This window comes from Streptomyces pratensis, assembly GCF_037137275.1.
Lineage (GTDB): Bacteria > Actinomycetota > Actinomycetes > Streptomycetales > Streptomycetaceae > Streptomyces > Streptomyces pratensis_B.
In genome coordinates this window covers 76,553-93,723 of sequence record NZ_JBBBEN010000103.1, presented here as the reverse complement: position 1 = coordinate 93,723, position 17,171 = coordinate 76,553, and the positions used below count along the sequence as shown (strand labels likewise).

Annotated in this window: 12 protein-coding genes and 1 pseudogene; 1 reads left to right on the top strand and 12 read right to left on the bottom strand. The window is 72.6% G+C overall.

Going from position 1 to position 17,171, the window contains the following annotated elements; genetic code table 11:
• Window positions 1–61 precede the first annotated feature (61 nt).
• The 8 genes from V9U70_RS29550 to V9U70_RS29515 all read right to left on the bottom strand — a co-directional run bounded on the left by V9U70_RS29550 (window position 62) and on the right by V9U70_RS29515 (window position 9,636).
• Window positions 62–2,104, bottom strand: a complete 2,043-nt coding sequence (locus tag V9U70_RS29550) for a 2Fe-2S iron-sulfur cluster-binding protein (protein ID WP_336680239.1) — start codon at window positions 2,102–2,104, stop codon at window positions 62–64.
• Complete coding sequence (locus V9U70_RS29545) at window positions 2,101–2,997, bottom strand: FAD binding domain-containing protein (protein ID WP_336680238.1); 897 nt, start codon at window positions 2,995–2,997, stop codon at window positions 2,101–2,103. Before V9U70_RS29545 ends, V9U70_RS29550 begins: the two co-directional genes overlap by 4 nt.
• Window positions 2,998–3,314: 317 nt before the next feature.
• On the bottom strand, window positions 3,315–5,048 hold the full coding sequence (locus V9U70_RS29540; protein WP_336680237.1) for a beta-N-acetylhexosaminidase: 1,734 nt from the start codon (window positions 5,046–5,048) through the stop codon (window positions 3,315–3,317).
• Window positions 5,049–5,052: 4 nt separating this feature from the next.
• Window positions 5,053–5,901, bottom strand: a complete 849-nt coding sequence (locus V9U70_RS29535) for a carbohydrate ABC transporter permease (RefSeq protein WP_336680236.1) — start codon at window positions 5,899–5,901, stop codon at window positions 5,053–5,055.
• The gene (locus V9U70_RS29530; protein ID WP_336680235.1) at window positions 5,898–6,881 is read right to left on the bottom strand and encodes a carbohydrate ABC transporter permease; all 984 of its coding nucleotides are present in this window, start codon (window positions 6,879–6,881) and stop codon (window positions 5,898–5,900) included. Before V9U70_RS29530 ends, V9U70_RS29535 begins: the two co-directional genes overlap by 4 nt.
• Window positions 6,882–6,883: 2 nt before the next feature.
• Window positions 6,884–8,188: an extracellular solute-binding protein gene (locus tag V9U70_RS29525; RefSeq protein ID WP_336680234.1), complete on the bottom strand. Its 1,305-nt coding sequence runs from the start codon at window positions 8,186–8,188 to the stop codon at window positions 6,884–6,886.
• A 263-nt stretch (window positions 8,189–8,451) separates the two neighbouring features.
• The gene (locus V9U70_RS29520) at window positions 8,452–8,748 is read right to left on the bottom strand and encodes a DUF3039 domain-containing protein (RefSeq protein WP_336680233.1); all 297 of its coding nucleotides are present in this window, start codon (window positions 8,746–8,748) and stop codon (window positions 8,452–8,454) included.
• 288 nt (window positions 8,749–9,036) lie between these two features.
• On the bottom strand, window positions 9,037–9,636 hold the full coding sequence (locus tag V9U70_RS29515; RefSeq protein WP_336680232.1) for a YqgE/AlgH family protein: 600 nt from the start codon (window positions 9,634–9,636) through the stop codon (window positions 9,037–9,039).
• Window positions 9,637–9,910: 274 nt separating this feature from the next.
• On the opposite strand from V9U70_RS29515, the gene murA reads away from it, so the two are divergent.
• Window positions 9,911–11,251, top strand: coding sequence for a UDP-N-acetylglucosamine 1-carboxyvinyltransferase (gene murA, locus V9U70_RS29510; RefSeq protein ID WP_336680231.1), 1,341 nt, complete (start codon window positions 9,911–9,913; stop codon window positions 11,249–11,251).
• Window positions 11,252–11,369: 118 nt separating this feature from the next.
• Here the strand turns inward: murA and V9U70_RS29505 are convergent.
• From V9U70_RS29505 to V9U70_RS29490, 4 genes and pseudogenes are all read right to left on the bottom strand, one after another.
• Window positions 11,370–11,813 (bottom strand): annotated as a pseudogene (locus V9U70_RS29505) (helix-turn-helix transcriptional regulator); the annotation flags it as partial.
• Between the two features lie 256 nt (window positions 11,814–12,069).
• Window positions 12,070–12,351, bottom strand: coding sequence for an HU family DNA-binding protein (locus tag V9U70_RS29500; RefSeq protein ID WP_003968811.1), 282 nt, complete (start codon window positions 12,349–12,351; stop codon window positions 12,070–12,072).
• A 376-nt stretch (window positions 12,352–12,727) separates the two neighbouring features.
• The gene (locus V9U70_RS29495; RefSeq protein ID WP_336680230.1) at window positions 12,728–14,164 is read right to left on the bottom strand and encodes an NAD-dependent malic enzyme; all 1,437 of its coding nucleotides are present in this window, start codon (window positions 14,162–14,164) and stop codon (window positions 12,728–12,730) included.
• 519 nt (window positions 14,165–14,683) lie between these two features.
• Entirely contained in the window at window positions 14,684–17,110 is a 2,427-nt protein-coding gene (locus V9U70_RS29490; RefSeq protein ID WP_336680229.1) for a HelD family protein, read from the bottom strand.
• Between the last annotated feature and the right edge of the window lie 61 nt (window positions 17,111–17,171).

Here is a 17,171-nt window from a genome sequence, read left to right as displayed (position 1 = left end):
GCCCCGCCGGTGCGGCGGCGGAGGGTGAGCCGGTGGGTCGCGTGGGGCCGCTGTACCTGGTTCACCGCGCGTCCCCCTCCTTCGGTTCGGGCCGCTGCTGTACACCGCCGGCGCCGGGCGCGGCCTGGTGCGGGATGCGCGCCTCGCCCTGGGACGGGGCCGCCGCCTCCGCGTTCGCCTCGCGGGCCGCCACGACGTCCGCCACCGCGTCCAGCACGCCCCGGTAGCCGGAGCAGCGGCACAGGTTTCCGCAGAGTGCCTGACGGGTTTCCAGTTCGCTGGGGGCGTGGTTGCCCTCCAGCAGGTCGTGGACCGTCATGGCCATGCCGGGGATGCAGAAGCCGCACTGGACGGCTCCGCACGCGGCCAGGGCGCGCTGGACGTCCGAGGGTTCGCCGTCGACGGCGAGCCCCTCGACCGTCCGCACCTCGCTGCCCGCCGTCGTGGCCGCGGGGACCAGGCAGGAGGCGACCAGGCGGCCGTCCACCTGGACGTTGCACGCTCCGCACTCGCCCTGCGAGCAGCCGTCCTTCGCTCCGGCGAGGCCGAGGCGCTCGCGGAGCACGTAGAGCAGCGACTCACCGATCCACGCGTCGCTGACCGGGCGGTCCATGCCGTTCACGTGCAGGACGTAGGAGGCGGAGGGGTGCACGCTCGGTACGTCGACGGGGACGGCGGTCACGTCGAGAGCGGCCTCGGGCGCGGTGCCGGGCTCCGGCGCGGCGGCCGTCTCGGGGGCGCGGGCCCCCTCGATGTCCGCCGCCTCGACGTCCGCCGCCCGGTCGGCTGCCTGGCCCACCATCGGGTCGCCCGCCGGGTCAGCCGTCCGCTCTGCTGCCGGTTCCGTCTGCTGGTCGGGGGCCGGCTCCTCTGCCGGACCCGCCGCCCGCTCGAAGGAATCCTCGGTCGCGTGCTCGGTCGCGTCCTCGATCGCGTGCCGGGCCGCGTCCTCGGTCGGCGGCGCCGTCGTCGACCCGACAGGCTCCGTCGGTCCAGTCGGCTCCTCCGGTTCCTCCGATGGAGCCGGCGGCGCCTGGGGCGCTTCCTCCGGCTCCGGTCCCGGCGACGGGTCCGTTTCCTGTGCCCGGTCCGGTTCCTGCGCCCGGCCCGTCTCCGCCTGCACCCGGTCCGGTTCCGGCTCCGAGGTGGCCCACGGGGCGGGAGCCCCGCCCGGCAGCGTCGCCGGAGGCTGGGGTTCCGGGTACCACTGCGGGGTATGCGCCGAAGCCAGGAACTCGCCGGATTCGTCCGGAAGGCTCCCGTCCGCCACCGGAATCGTCCACTGGCCGGTGTGACCGGCGTGGCCGCTGTGGTCCACGGGGGCAAAGGGGCTGCCGTGGTGGCCGTGGTCACTCTGGTCGGGGTGGCTGCCGTGGCCGAGGTGGCCGCCCTCCCCGGCACGGTCGCCGTGGCCGTACCGGTCCCTCTGGTCGACGTGGTCGGCATGGTCGCCGTAGACGGAGGGACTGCCCTGGCCGGTGTGGCCGGGGTGACTCACGTGGTCGGAGTGGCCGGAGTGCTCCGCGTACCCGCCGTACCCCGGGTGGCCCGCGTGGTCGGCCTGCCCCGGGTGCTCCGCGTGCCCCGCGCGGTGGTCGCCGTAGGGGCCCGTCGCCTCTGGCGGGTCGGCCGGGGCCGTGTGCCGGTCCGCCTGCGGGTCCTGCGGCACGTCACCGAGGGGCTGCGAGAAGTTCCACTGGGCCGTGGCGTGGGCCGTGTTCTGGTACGGGCCCCCGTAGCCGCCCTGCTGGTTCGGGTCGGGCCAGTGCACCGCGTCCGGCTCCTGGGCCTCGGGCTCCTGCCCGGCGGCCTCCTGGGCGCGCAACTCGGCCTGTGCCTGCTGGCTCTGGGTCTGGAGCACCCAGCTGCCGGTCGCCGCCGGGTCGAGGCCGGCGGCCGGGGTCAGCGGCAGGATCATCGGCGGCACGTACCCCTGACCGGGCGCGGCCAGCGGTACGTTCGCCAGGTCCTCCGGCGGGAGGTGGACGAACGCGGTGGCGTCGGCGTCGTAGTCGCCGCTCTGCGGCGTGGGCTCCCAGCCGCCGTACTGCGGGTCGGGCCCGCCGGAACGGCCCTGCTGGTCGGCGTGTTCCTCATTGGTCACGACAGTGCCCTCCCCAGCGCGCGTCGGGCGAGCGCGGCGACGGTGCGCCGCAGATGGAGTACGGCCGGGGACAGCGGCGGCGCCTCTGATCCGTCGGCCGGGGGTGCGTGGTCCGGGATGCAGGCCGCGGCCACGTACTCGCCGAAGGCGGCCAGCGCGTCGGGGGCCAGGCCCCGCGCGCCGTCCCAGTCGATCAGCGAGGCGATCCAGTGCTCCGCCTCCAACGGGCGCAGCGGCATCGGGGCGATCGCGCCGACCGCGCAGCGCACCCCGCGCCGGGCCGGGTCCAGCACGATGGCGACCGAGGCGGTGGCCCGGCCGGGGCCGGTGCGGCCGGTGGCCTTCAAGAACACCTGCGGGGCGTGCAGCAGCGGTACGCGGACGAAGCCGATCAGCTCGGCGGGCTCCAACAGGTCGCGGCCGGCCAGCAGGTGCGGCACCGGGATCTCGCGCCGCGCGCCGCCGGGGCCCGCGACGACGAGGTCGGCCTCCAGTGCGGCGAGCACCGGCAGAGCGTCGCCGGTGGGCGCGGAGGTCGCGATGTTGCCGCCGAGCGTTCCGGCGTTACGGATCTGGGGCGGGCCGGCGGCGCGGGCGGACGCGGCGAGCGCGGGGATGAGGGCGGCGAAGTCGGGGCGCCCCATGCGGGCGTGGGTGAGGCCGGCGCCGAGCAGTGCGTGACCGTCCTGGTAGTGCCATCCGCGCAGCTCGCTGATCCGGCCGAGGCTCACCAGCCCGGAGGGGCGCAGCAGCCCCTTGTTGACGGCCGCCATCAGGTCCGTGCCCCCCGCGACCGGTACGGCCGCGGGCATGGCGTCGAGTGCCGCCACGGCCTCGTCGAGTGAGGCCGGCAGCGTCACCGAGTGCATCGCCTGCGGTGCTTGCGTGGTCAACCCAGCTGCCCCTTCCCGGTCTCCCGGCTGTCCGCCTGTTGCGCCGTACGGTACGTGTTCACAGCCCGGACGTGGCAACTCTGGCACATCTTCGGAGCGGGTCGGCGCGAGGGTCCACGAAGGGTGGTTCCGTCCCTGACTTGCGGGATGTTCCGGTTTCGCACCTCTTCGGCGTGGAGGGTGAATTGCTACCCCTCAGCGAGGTTCGTACGGCTTATACCCATCGGGCCGCCGGGGCGCGGAACGCACGGCGGCCGCNGGTCCCGCAGGACCGCGGCGGCCGGCCGCTGGGGCGCGGGCTCGCGCCGGGCGCGGGCTCACACCACCGGGGGCGCTCCCTCGATCGGGCGACCGACGACTCCGGGGCGCTGCTGCCACGGCAGCGGGCCGCCCGGCGGGCGGTAGGCGACGCCGAGGGCGTCGAGCCGGGCGTAGTGGGCCGCCATCCGGGCCTCGAAGCCGGCGAAGTCCCGTTCTGCGGGCGCGGGCAGGGCGGACCAGGCGACTTCCGCGAGGGCCGCGAGGCGCGGGAAGACCTGGTAGTCGACGCGGTCCCGGTTCTGCATCACCTCGGTCCACACATTGGCCTGGGTGCCCAGGATGTGACGGGCCGCCGCCTCCGAGATGCCCGGCGGGACGGGCTCGAAGCGGTAGACGTCCTCCAGGGTGCGGACGTAGCCGATGGGCATCGGCTCTTCGGGGCCGCCGTGCTGACGGTGGTCCAGATAGACCTGCTGCTCCGGGCACATCACCACGTCGTGCCCGGCCTCCGCTGCCGCGACGCCACCCGCGTAACCGCGCCAGGAGGAGACGGCCGCGCCCGCGGGCAGGCCGCCTTCGAGGATCTCGTCCCAGCCGATGAGGCGGCGGCCCCGGGCGGTGAGCCAGGTGTCGAAGTGCCGGATGAACCAGGACTGGAGTTCGTCCTCGTCCTTCAGATCGAGGTCGACGATGCGCTGCTTGGCCGTCCGGGACTGCTGCCACTGGTCCTTGCGGCACTCGTCGCCGCCGATGTGGATGAACGGCGAGGTGGCGGCGGGGAAGAGCTCCAGCACCTCCTCCAGGACCCCTTCGAAGAAGCGCAGCGTGTCGTCGGTGGGGGCGAGGACGTTCGGGTTGATGCCCCAGGTGTCCCAGACGGCCAGGGCGGTGGTGTCGATGACGTCGGTGTTGCCCAGCTCGGGGTAGGCGCTGATGGCGGCCTGCGAGTGGCCCGGGACGTCGATCTCCGGGACGACGGAGATATGCCGTTCGGCGGCGTAGGCGACGATCTCGCGGATGTCGTCCTGCGTGTAGTAGCCGCCGTGCGGGGTCTCGTCCCACTGCTCGGACGCCCGGTGGCCGTACTTGGTGCGCGGGCGCCAGGCGCCGACCTCGGTCAGGCGGGGGTAGCGCTTGATCTCGATGCGCCAGCCCTGGTCGTCGGTGAGATGGAAGTGGAAGACGTTCAGCTTGTGGGCGGCCAGCAGGTCGAGGTAGCGCAGGACGTCTTCCTTGGACTGGAAGTGCCGGGCCACGTCCAGCATCATGCCGCGCCAGCCGAAGCGCGGTTCGTCCTCGACGACCACGGCGGGCACCTCCCAGGCGCGCCCGGGGGCGAGGGGGGCGCGTCGGAAGGCGTCAGGGCCGAGAAGCTGACGGAGGGTCTGCGCTCCCCAGAAGAGGCCTGCCGCGCTGCCGCCCCGGATGCGGACGGCCCGGCCGTCGACGGCGACGCGGTAGGCCTCGGGCGCCAGCGCGTCGTCGAACGAGAGGACGATGCCGCTGTCCGCGTCGCCGTCCGCGCCGCCGTCGGCCAGGGGCAGTCCGGTGGCCGCGCCGACGGTGGTGCGCAGCCAGCGGGCGACGCCCTCGGCGCCCGGCGCGGCGTTGAGGAGGGTCCGCCCGTCCAACGGGTACGGCCCCGACCCGTGCCGCGCCCGGCTCACCCTGCGCGGGGCCGGGATCAGACCGAGTGACGCGGTGTCCTCGGGGGCCGCAGCACCCGTGGCGTCCGTGGCGTCCGTGGCGTTCGTCGGGTCCGTGGCGTTCGTCGCGTTCTCGGATGTCATGACGTCAGTCCTTAACCGCTCCGCCCAGTCCCGAGACGAGGCGTCGCTGTACGAGTACGAAGAAGACCAGGACGGGGATGGTCATCACCGTCGAGGCTGCCATGATCCCTCCCCAGTCGTTCTCATCGGGCTTGAAGAAGACCAGCAGCGCCATGGGGAGCGTCGACTGGGAGGTGTCGCTGATGATGAAGGACTTCGCGAACAGGAAGTCGTTCCAGGTGCTGATGAAGGAGAAGACGCTGGTCGCCACGAGGCCCGGGAAGACCAGCGGGAAGAGGATCTGCCACAGGAACCGGGTGCGGCTGGCCCCGTCGATGTAGGCGGCCTCCTCCAGCGCCTCCGGGACGGCCTTCACGAAGCCGCGCAGCATCCAGATCGCGAACGGCAGCGAGAAGGCGAGGTGCGGCAGGATCAGCGAGCCGAGCGTGTTCAGCTGTCCGAAGTCCCGCATGAGGAAGAACAGCGGGATGGTCAGCGCTTCCACCGGCACCATCTGCGCCACCAGGAACATGATCAGCAGCGTGGTGCGGAACTTGAAGCGGAAGCGGGTCACGGCGGTGGCGGCGAGGAAGGCGATCAGTGCGGAAGCGATGACGACCGTGCCCGCCACCAGCAGGCTGTTGAGGAAGTAGCGTCCGAACTCCTGCTGTTCGAAGACCCGGCGGAACGAGTCGAGCGAGGGGGCCAGCGTCCAGGGGCGGGCTTCGGTGGACTGGATCTCCCCGGCGGGCTTGAAGGCCGAGAGCACCATCCAGTAGAGCGGGAAGGCGACCGCGACGGCGATCAGCAGGGCGGCGGCCTCCGCGGCCAGCCGGCCGGGCCGCCGGACGCGCAGAAGAGTGCGTGCGCTCACAGTTCCTCCCCCTGGCGTCTCACGAGACGCAGATAGACGAGCGTGACGGCCAGCAGGATCACCAGCATCACGACGCCGATCGCCGATCCGAGGCTGTACTGCGAGGAGGCGAACGCCTTCTGGTACGCGTAGACGTTGAGCACCAGGTTCTGGCCGGCGATGCCTCCGCCGTTGGTCATGACGTAGATCTGGGTGAAGACCTTGAAGTCCCAGATGATCGACTGGATGGTCACGACGACGAGGATCGGCCGGAGCATCGGGGCCGTGATCGCGCGCCAGATCCGCCACTGGGACGCCCCGTCCAGCGAGGCCGCCTCCAGCACTTCGGTGGGGATGGCCCGGATGCCCGCGTACACGGTGACCATGACGAACGGGAACGAGCACCACAGGACTTCGAGGAGCACCAGGGCGAAGGCGCTGTAGCGCCCGTACGTCCAGGAGAAGTCGCCGAGTCCGAGCACCTTGTTGACCGGGCCGAAGTCGGGGTCGAAGAGGAACACCCAGACGGTGGAGCCGGTGATCGCGGGGGTCGCCCAGGCGCCGAGCGCGGCCATCATCAGCGCGAGCCGGGGCAGCGCGCGGATGCGGGTCAAAAGGACGGCGAGCGCGCAGCCGACGAAGAGGGTGGCCAGGACGCAGGAGGCGGCGAAGACCACGGTGGCGAGGAGGACCTGCCAGAACTGGCTGTCGTTGAAGAGGGCCGTGTAGTTGCCGAAGCCCTTGAAGGTGGTCGGTTCGCCGCCGCTGACCTGGGCCTGGGTGTACTCCAGGAACGAGATCAGGCCGAGCTGGTAGATCGGGTAGACGAGCAGCCCGGCGAGGAGCACGAGGGCGGGCAGCAGATAGAGCCAGGGGGTCCAGCCGGAGCGCCGGGCGGGCGACACCGACCGGCCGCGCCGGGGCCGGCGGACGGCGGGGGCGCCGCCCTTCGGTGGCGCGCCCGCGGCCGGGGGCTTGTACGGGGTGGTGTGCGTGGTCATCGTCAGCCTGCGGCGGCGAACGCCGCGTTCATCTTCTCGGCCGCGTCGTCCGAGGCCCGGGCCACGTCCTTACGGCCGCTGACGATCTCCTGGAACATCGTCGGGAGGACCAGCGAGGCGTCGATCTGGCCCCAGGCGGGCGAGGTGGGTACGAACTTGGCGCCCGCGCTCAGAGTCTGGACGAACGGTGCGACGAAGGGCTGCTTCTTCGCGGCGTTGTCCAGGACGTCGGTGTAGGTGGGCAGGAATCCCATCGCGTCGAACATCTCGGCCTGGGTCTTCTTGCCGGTCAGCGACTTCATCAGGTCGACGGCGAGGGTGCGGTGCGCGGTGGACTTGAGGACGCCGATGTTGTTCCCGCCCGCGAAGGCGGGGGCGATGGAGCCCTCGGCCACACCGGGCAGCGGGACGACGGCGTACTTGCCCTTGACCGCGCCGGCCTCCACGGCCGCGTGGCTGAAGTCGCCGCCGATCGCCATGGCGGCCTTGCCGGAGGCGAAGGCGGTCACGGTGGCGTTGCCGCCCATGGAGGCGCACTTGGCGGGTGGGCAGTTGTCGTCGCCGAAGAGGGAGGTGTAGGCCTCGATGCCCTTGCGGGACTTCTCGCTGTTGATGCCCGACGTGTACGTCCCCCCGCTCTCGCCGGCGAGTTCGCCGCCGTGGGCCCAGATGAAGGGCATCGCGCCGTAGGTGTAGGCGCCGCCGACCGCGAGGCCGTACAGGTCGGGCTTGGCCCGGTGGATCTTCTTGGCGGTGGAGATCAGCTCGGCCTGGGACTTGGGGGCGTCGATGCCCAGGTCCTCGAAGACGTCGGTGCGGTAGTAGAGGGCCCGGACGCCGACGAAGAAGGGCGCGCCGTAGACCTTGCCGTCGACGGTGACGGACTGCTTGGCGATCGGGTCGGTGTCCCTGGCCTCGTCCCAGGCGCCGAACTCCTCCGTCACGTCGGCGAGTCCGCCGTCCTTCACGTAGCCGGCCGTGTCGGTGTTGCCGTACTCGATGAGGTCCGGCGCGCTCTTGGGGTCGTTGAACGCGGCCTTGATCCGCTGGGCGCGGGTGTCGACGGGTATGTACTCGATCTCGACCTCCGCGCCCTCGTGGCTCTTCTCGAACGCGTCGACGGCCGCGTCGACGACCTTCTCCTTGGGCTTGTTGCCGACCTCCTGGAAGAGCCAGACACGGAGCGTGCCGGTCTTCTCGTCACCTTGGGCGCTGGTGTCGGAGGTCTGCGGCGCGCAGGCGGTGGCGGTGAGGCCGGCCAGCACAAGCGCCGCGACCGGGGCGGCAATTCGGGCAGAAAGCTTCATCCGGGACCCCTACCGATCATGCGTTGCATCGTGTGCAACGTGCGTTTCGTTCTGCACAACTGGCAGGAGAGTAGATCCGCGCCCGGACGCCGACAAGTGGTCTCCACCACTCTGTGACCAGCGGACGCAGCCCGTGCAACGCGACGACCCGGTCACCGAAAGTGACCGGGCATGAAGAAAGCCCCCGGGCGCGCGGTGAAGCGCGTCCCGGGGGCCATGGCCCCGAAGGCCCGGCCCCGCCGGGGCCGGGAGGAGCGGCGGGCCTACTTCTTGTCCTTGCCGCCGCCCTTGCCCTTGTCCTTGTCGCCGCCGGCGCCCATGGACTCGTAGATCTCCTTGCACATGGGGCAGACCGGATACTTCTTGGGGTCGCGACCCGGAACCCAGACCTTCCCGCACAACGCGACCACGGGGGTGCCCTCCAGGGCGCTCGCCATGATCTTGTCCTTCTGGACGTAATGGGCGTAGCGCTCGTGGTCGCCGTCGCCGTTCGACACCTGCGGCGTCGGCTCTACGAGGGTCCCCGTACCTGCCCCGCGATCGGGCTCAAGAGTGCTCATGACCGCCAAGGGTACTCAGAGCGGCCGGCATCCGGAGGGTGGGTCGAGGAGCGGGGTCCGGCGCACGGGGACACGGGGCGAGGGACCGGGCCGGGGCCGGGCCCCGGCCCCGGCCCGCGACCCGGGGTCCGGGCGGCGTACCGGTGCGCCCGCGCCCCGGCCACCGGCCCGGGCCGCAGCGCGGACAGCCGGTCGCGCTCCAGCGGACAGCCGCTCGCGCGTCAACGCCGAGGCCGCCCGCTTCACTCCTGCGGGCGCGGGCAGCCGGACGCCCCCACGGCGCGGGCGTCAGTTGAGCGAAGGGTCGTCCGGATACGTGGCGATCATCGCCAGCTCGCTGCGCTGGCGCCGGAGCACCGCGCGCCAGAGCCGCTCGGGATGCGGGGAGGAGACGTCCCCGGGCTCGGACTCGACCACGTACCACGCGCCGTCGCCCAGCTCGCCCTCCAGCTGGCCCGGGCCCCAGCCCGCGTATCCGGCGAAGATCCGCAGCGAGCCGAGCGCCGGGGCCAGCAGCTCCGGCGGGGTTTCCAGGTCGACCAGGCCGATCGCCCCGTGCACCCGCCGCCAGCCGACGGGGCCCCCTCCCCCCGTACGGCGCGCGGGGTCCGCGCAGAGCCCGTCGTCGCCGGGGACCACGGCCACCCCGAGCGCGGAGTCGAGCGAGACCGGACCGCCCTGGAAGACGACGCCCGGCTCGCCGGTCAGGCCGGCCCACGGCATGAGGACCTCACCGACGCCGACCGGGGTCGGGCGGTTCAGGATGACGCCGAGGGAGCCCTCCTCGTCGTGGTCGAGGAGCAGCACCACCGCGCGGTCGAAATTCGGGTCCGCCAGGGCGGGCGCGGCCACGAGCAGCCGCCCTGTGAGCGAGGACACCTCGGTCATGGCAGAGATGATCCCGCATCTTCGCCCCGCGCGGGGCGAAGTGGCCGTCCCGACCGCCGCGGATGTGCGCGCGCAGCTCAGGGCCCACGGAGGCACGAGGAGCGCTCCGCGCGGCGGCCATCCGGACGGTCACACTCCGCAAGATCGGGTGCGCGGAGGGTGTTGTGGCGGATTCATGACGTTCGTACACCCCCCTTCGCCCGACGGAAGGGGGACGGTGGGCCATTACCCTTTTCGTTGGCCCCCTGCCCGACCACTCCGGAACGCGAGATACATGACCGGCACAGACGATGTCCTGCTTGTCCACGGCGGCACCCCGCTGGAGGGCGAGATCCGCGTCCGAGGCGCCAAGAACCTGGTGCCGAAGGCAATGGTCGCCGCGCTGCTCGGCAGCGGGCCGAGCCGTCTCCGCAACGTCCCCGACATCCGCGACGTACGGGTGGTCCGGGGGCTGCTGCAACTGCACGGCGTCACCGTCCGCCCCGGCGACGAGCCGGGCGAACTGATCCTCGACCCCTCGCACGTCGAGAGCGCGAACGTCGCTGACATCGATGCCCACGCGGGCTCGTCGCGCATCCCGATCCTCTTCTGCGGGCCGCTGCTGCACCGCCTCGGCCACGCCTTCATCCCGGGTCTCGGCGGCTGCGACATCGGCGGCCGGCCGATCGACTTCCACTTCGAGGTGCTGCGGCAGTTCGGCGCCACGATCGAGAAGCGGGCGGACGGCCAGTACCTGGAGGCCCCGCAGCGGCTGCGCGGCACCAAGATCCGGTTGCCGTACCCGTCGGTGGGCTCCACCGAGCAGGTGCTGCTCACCGCGGTCCTCGCCGAGGGCGTCACCGAGCTGTCCAACGCGGCCGTCGAGCCGGAGATCGAGGACCTCATCTGCGTGCTGCAGAAGATGGGCGCGATCATCTCCATGGACACCGACCGGACCATCCGGATCACCGGGGTCGACCGGCTCGACGGATACACCCACCGGGCGCTCCCGGACCGGCTGGAGGCGGCCTCCTGGGCGTCTGCGGCCCTGGCGACCGAGGGCAACATCTATGTGCGCGGCGCACAGCAGCGCTCGATGATGACGTTCCTGAACACCTTCCGCAGGGTCGGCGGCGCCTTCGAGATCGACGACAAGGGCATCCGCTTCTGGCACCCGGGCGGCGCGCTCAACGCCATCGCGCTGGAGACGGACGTCCACCCGGGCTTCCAGACCGACTGGCAGCAGCCCCTGGTGGTCGCGCTGACGCAGGCGGCGGGGCTGTCGATCGTCCACGAGACGGTGTACGAGTCGCGGCTCGGCTTCACCTCCGCGCTCAACCAGATGGGCGCGCACATCCAGCTCTACCGGGAGTGCCTGGGCGGTTCGGACTGCCGCTTCGGCCAGCGCAACTTCCTGCACTCGGCGGTCGTCTCCGGGCCGACCAGGCTCCAGGGCGCCGACCTGGTCATCCCGGACCTGCGGGGCGGGTTCTCGTACCTGATCGCGGCGCTGGCGGCCCAGGGCACGTCCCGGGTGCACGGCATCGACCTGATCAACCGCGGCTACGAGAACTTCATGGAGAAGCTCGAGAAGCTCGGCGCGAAGGTGGAACTGCCGGGCGGATCGCTCGTCTGACCTCCGCGCACGGCCCGCACAGCGCTGCCGCACACAGCACTGCGCACGGCTCACGCCTCGGGCAGCCCGCCGCTCCGGCCCCGACCCCCGTCGGGCCCGGGCGGCGGGCTGTCGCGCGTCAGCGGGCGCCCCGGGCCGCGCGGGAGCGGGCGTACCGCCCCAAAGTGGTGCCGGCGATCCGCCGGAAGTGCCGGGTGAGGTGGGACTGGTCGTGGAAGCCGACGGCCGTCGCCGCCTCCCCCGGCGGCGCGCCCTCCAGCAGCAGCCGGCGGGCCCGGTCGACGCGGCGGGACGTCACGTACTGGTGGGGCGCGATGGCATAGGCGGCGCTGAAGGTCCGGACGAGGTGCGCGGGGTGAGCGTGCAGCAGGCGGGCGGCCTCGGCCGGTGTGACGCCCTCGCGGAGGCGTGCGTCGAGCAGCTCGCGCAGCTCCCGTGCCACGCCCGGGCCGGGTACCGGTCGCACCGGCAGGGCCTTCGGGCGCAGGTGGGCGCGGAGCCGTTCGCCGATGAGGGCCAGGCGGCTTTCCGCCTCGAACGCGTCCCCGGCGTCGGCGAGGGCGGCCCCCCGCGGGGGCGGAGGCGTCACCGCCCCGCAGGAGCCCTGCGGAGGCCTTCCGGGGTCGTGGTGGGGGCCTCTGCCGGGTCTGTGGCGGCGGCGCACGACGGCGGGGCCCGCGCGCCTCCCCACGGGGCGGGCGGGCCGGCCTGTGCGACGTCGTGCGGGCGCGGGGGCCGTGCGGAGGGCCTGGCCTCCGGGCAGGCGAAAGGGCGGCCTCCCCTGGTCGGGGGTGACCGCCCTCATCTGCGCCTGGGGGTTACTTGCCCTTGGCGGCTTCCTTGAGCTTCGAGCCCGCGGAGACCTTCACGCTGTAGCCGGCGGGGATGTTGATCGGGTCACCGGTCTGCGGGTTGCGGGCCGTGCGAGCGGCACGGTGGGTGCGCTCGAAGGTCAGGAAACCGGGGATGGTGACCTTCTCGTCGCCCTTGGCGACGATCTCACCGACGGTCTCGGCGAGCGCGGCCAGCACGGCGTCGGCGTCCTTGCGAGTCACCTCGGCGCGGTCGGCCAGGGCGGCCACCAGCTCACTGCGGTTCATGTTGTTACTCCCGTGTTCTTCTTGCCTGTGAGGCGTGAGATCGAAGCCGATGCTGCCAGGGCCCTCTGACAGTCCCCGGACCCGGGTCTGATGTCAGACCCTCTCGCCCGATTACGCATCCTGCCCCCACCAGCGGCGGGAAAGCCAATCCGGAACCCTTCGGGGTCAAGGAAAAGCGCCACGGCCGACTCGTGGTGACGCTCCGTCGACTGGGCCGAGCGGTCCGCAGCGGATGCCGGGCCCCGCGGGGCCCGCTGCCCGCCCACCCTAAAGGGGCGTTTGGGGCGCTGCGACCCGCGACGCGCCGTAGGGCGGGGCGGCATACGGCTCTGGACGCCCCGCAGGAGCCGCCGCGGGCCCTGCGGGGCGGCCGGGGTCAGACGGAAGTGGAGGGGGCCGTACCGGAGCCCGTGGCGGCCTTCGCGGCGGCCCGGACGGCTCCGGCGACCGCGCCGGCGACCTTGTCGTTGAAGACGGAGGGGATGATGTAGTTCGCGTTGATCTCGTCCTCCGCGACCACGTCGGCCAGCGCACCGGCCGCCGCGAGCATCATGTCCGTGTTGACGGTGCGGGACTGGGCGTCCAGCAGACCGCGGAAGACACCCGGGAAGACCAGCACGTTGTTGATCTGGTTGGGGAAGTCGGAGCGGCCGGTGGCCACGACCGCCGCGCTCTCCCGGGCGACGGCCGGGTCGACCTCCGGGTCCGGGTTCGCGAGCGCGAACACGATCGAGCCGTCCGCCATCGCCGCGACGTCGTCGCCGTCCAGGACGTTCGGGGCGGAGACGCCGATGAACACGTCGGCGCCGACGACGGCCTGCTTGAGGGTGCCGGTGACGCCCTCCGGGTTGGTGTTGTCGGCGATCCAGCGCAGCGGCGAGTCGGTGTGGGCGGCGACCAGGTCCTCACGTCCGGCGTGCACGACCCCGTGGATGTCGGCGACGACGGCGTGCTTGACGCCCGCGGCGATGAGGAGCTTGAGGATGGCCGTGCCGGCGGCTCCGGCGCCGGACATGACGACGCGTACGTCCCCGATGCCCTTGCCCACCACGCGCAGGGCGTTGGTCAGCGCGGCCAGCACGACGATCGCGGTGCCGTGCTGGTCGTCGTGGAAGACCGGGATGTCCAGGGCCTCGCGCAGCCGGGCCTCGATCTCGAAGCAGCGGGGAGCGGAGATGTCCTCCAGGTTGATGCCCGCGAAGCCGGGGGCGATCGCCTTGACGATCTCGACGATCGCGTCGGTGTCCTGGGTGTCCAGGCAGATCGGCCAGGCGTCGATGCCCGCGAAGCGCTTGAAGAGGGCCGCCTTGCCCTCCATGACCGGCAGCGAGGCCATCGGGCCGATGTTGCCCAGTCCGAGCACCGCGGAGCCGTCCGTCACGACGGCGACGGAGTTCCGCTTGATGGTGAGGCGGCGGGCGTCCTCGGGGTTCTGCGCGATGGCCATGCAGACCCGGGCGACGCCGGGGGTGTAGATCATCGAGAGGTCGTCGCGGTTGCGGATGGGGTGCTTGGACGCCATCTCGATCTTGCCGCCGAGGTGCATCAGGAACGTACGGTCGGACACCTTGCCCAGCACGACGCCGTCGATGTCGCGCAGGCCCTCGACGATCTCGTCGGCGTGCGAGGTGGAGCTGGCCGCGATGGTGACGTCGATCCGCAGCTTCTCGTGGCCGGAGGCGGTCACGTCGAGGCCGGTGACAGAACCCCCCGACGACTCCACGGCCGTGGTCAGCTGGGAGACCGCGGTGCCGCTCGCGGGCACCTCCAGCCTGACCGTCATCGAGTACGAGACGCTGGGCGCCGTTGCCATGGCCGAGTCCTTCGCTTTCTTAGCTTCGTTGCTACGCGTCCGGAACCCTCGTTCGGGACACGCTTCCCGATCGTCGCACCTACCGACTGGTAGCCGGTAATGAGTGCCGCCTTTCGGAAAGTATCTTCCACCATACGAGAAGTAGCCCGTTCGGCGGAACCCCCAAGAGCTTCGACGGCCACGGGTGCGCGACGCCGCGAGCCCGGAGTCCGACGCCGGCGCCGAGAGCCCCCGCACCGGCGTCAACGAAAACAGGCCCGCGCCACCATCAGGTGACGCGGGCCTGTCTTTTTCAACGTAGGCGGCACCGACCCGCCATGCTCGCCTCGCGGCAAGTGGTCGCTCGTAGCGACGATGGTTGGGCCCGGGGGCTTGGATCGAGCCGGTGCCAACACCAGGCTAACAAAGACCCCGGAGAAGTGACTCCCGCGCGTCAGGTTGACCGGGAGAGCACCCGGTCGGGCCCGCCGCCGAGGGCCGGGCCGGGGAGCGGGCGCCGCGCCCGGGGGCGCGGCCCGGTCAGTCCCTCAGCAGGTCCGGGACCCCGTCCTCGTCCGGCAGGTCCCGCTCCCCGGACACCACCGTGAGCTGCTGCGTCGCCCGGGTCAGCGCCACATACAGCACCCGCAGGCCCGCCGGGGACTCGTCGGCGATCTCCGCGGGCGAGACGACCACCGTGGCGTCGTACTCCAGGCCCTTGGCCTCCAGGCTGCCGAGCGCCACCACCCGCTCCCCCAGTTCCGCGAGCCACTCACGGGCCTGGGCGCGCCGCTTCATCGCCACGACCACACCGACCGTGCCGTCCACCTCCGCGAGCAGCCGCCGCGCCTCCTCGCGGACCGTGGCGGCGAGGTCGCCGTCGCGGACCGTCTCGAAGCGCGGCACCACCCCGGTGGAGCGGACCGCCCTCGGGGACTCCATGCCGGGCATGGCCAGCGCCAGCACCTTCGCCGCCAGCTCCGCGATCTCCGCCGGGTTGCGGTAGTTGACAGTGAGGGTGAAGCGGCGGCGGGGCCGGCTGCCGAGGGCCTCGTCCCGGGCGGCGGCGGCCTCGTCCGGGTCGGACCAGGAGGACTGGGCCGGGTCGCCCACGATCGTCCAGGTGGCGTGCCGGCCCCGGCGGCCCACCATCCGCCACTGCATCGGGGTGAGGTCCTGCGCCTCGTCGACGATGACGTGGGCGTACTCGGTGCGCTCCGCCGCCAGCCGCTCGGCCCGCTCCCACTGGGTCTCCTGACGCTGGGGCATCAGCTCCTCCAGACCGGTGAGCTGGTCCAGCGGGTCCGCCTCGCGCTTCCTGCGCGGCCGGTTCGGGGCGCCCAGCAGCGCCTGGAGCTCGTCGAGGAGGGCCACGTCGTGGACCGACAGCGGCCCGCCGCCGTCCGCGTCCAGCCGCTTCAGGGACCGGGCCAGGCGGCGCACCTCGCCCTGGTTGAGGATGCGCCGGGACCAGCGGGCCAGGCGCTTCTCGTCGGCCATCGCGGCCAGCACCCGGCGCGGGGTCAGCTCGGGCCACCAGGCGTCGAGGAACTCCAGGAAAGGGATCTCGGTGGAGACGTCCTCGTCGAAAGAGGAGCGCAGCTCCGCCGCCAGCTCCGGGTCGGTGTAGCGGCCGCGCCCGGACGACTTGTTCCACAGGGCGTCCAGCAGCAGCTTGCGGGCGCGCGGGCGCAGCAGGTTGACCGGGGCGGTGCCGCTGAGCGCGTTGTTCCGGATGCGCTGGAGTTCGTCGGCCTCCAGCTCGACCCTGGCCCCGAAGGCGACCACCCGCAGCCGGGCCGGGGCGGCCGCGGCGGCGCTCCGCGCGGCCTCCTTCGACGCGGGCTCCTCGCCGAAGGAGAGCTGGCCGTCCGGCCGGGGCGCGGGCCTCCCCGGCCGCTCCAGGGCCCCCCGGGCGGCCTTGCGCAGCACGTGGAGCATCCGGGAGGAGCCCTTGACGCGGGCCACGGCCGGTTCGTCGTATGCCCCCGCGTCGACGCCCCGGGCGCCGCCCCTGCCGTACGCGCCCTCGGCTCCCGCCGCCTCGTCGGCCAGTGAGCCCACCGCGCGGATCGCGACCTGGCCCTCCTCGCCGAGGGAGGGCAGCACGCCTTCGGTGTACGCGACCAGGAGCGGGGTCGGCGAGACGATCAGGATGCCGCCCGCGTACCTCCGCCGGTCCTGGTAGAGCAGGTAGGCCGCCCGGTGCAGGGCCACGGCGGTCTTCCCGGTGCCGGGGCCGCCGGACACCTCGGTGACGGAGGCGGCGGGGGCCCGGATGACCAGGTCCTGTTCGGCCTGGATGGAGGAGACGATGTCCCGCATGGTGTGGCTGCGGGCCTGGCCCAGGGCCGCCATCAGGGCCCCGTCGCCGATCACGGGCAGCTTCTCGCCGCCCAGGGACGCCGTCAGCTCCGGGCGCATCAGGTCGTCCTCGACCCCGAGCACCTTGCGGCCCTTGGAGCGGATGACCCGGCGGCGTACCACCCGGCCCGGCTCCTTCGGGGTCGAACGGTAGAACGGGGCGGCGGCCGGGGCCCGCCAGTCGATCACCAGCGGCGTGTAGTCGGCGCCCAGGACCCCGATCCGGCCGATGTGGAGCGTCTCCGCGATGTCGGCGGTGGCGTCCTCCCGTACGGCGTCGTCGGCCGGCTCGACGGAGGTGAACGCGCCGTCCGGACCGCGCTCCCCGTCCTTGCCGAGCAGCAGGTCGATCCTCCCGAAGAGGAAGTCCTCGAACTCGCTGTTCAGCCGGTTGAGGTGGATTCCGGCGCGGAACACCTGGGCGTCCCGTTCCGCGAGCGCGCCGGGGGTACCGACCTGGCCGCGCTTGACGGCGTCGTTCATGAGGAATTCCGCCTCGTGGATCTTCTCCTCAAGGCGGTGGTAAACACGGTCGAGATGTTCCTGCTCGACACCGATCTCCCGGTCCCGCAGCGATTCGACAGCGGCATCCTGCGCGGCCACCGAGGCCCCCTTCTGACGTGCACTGGGCAGCCGTCAACCCTATGCGAAAGGGGGGCCCGGC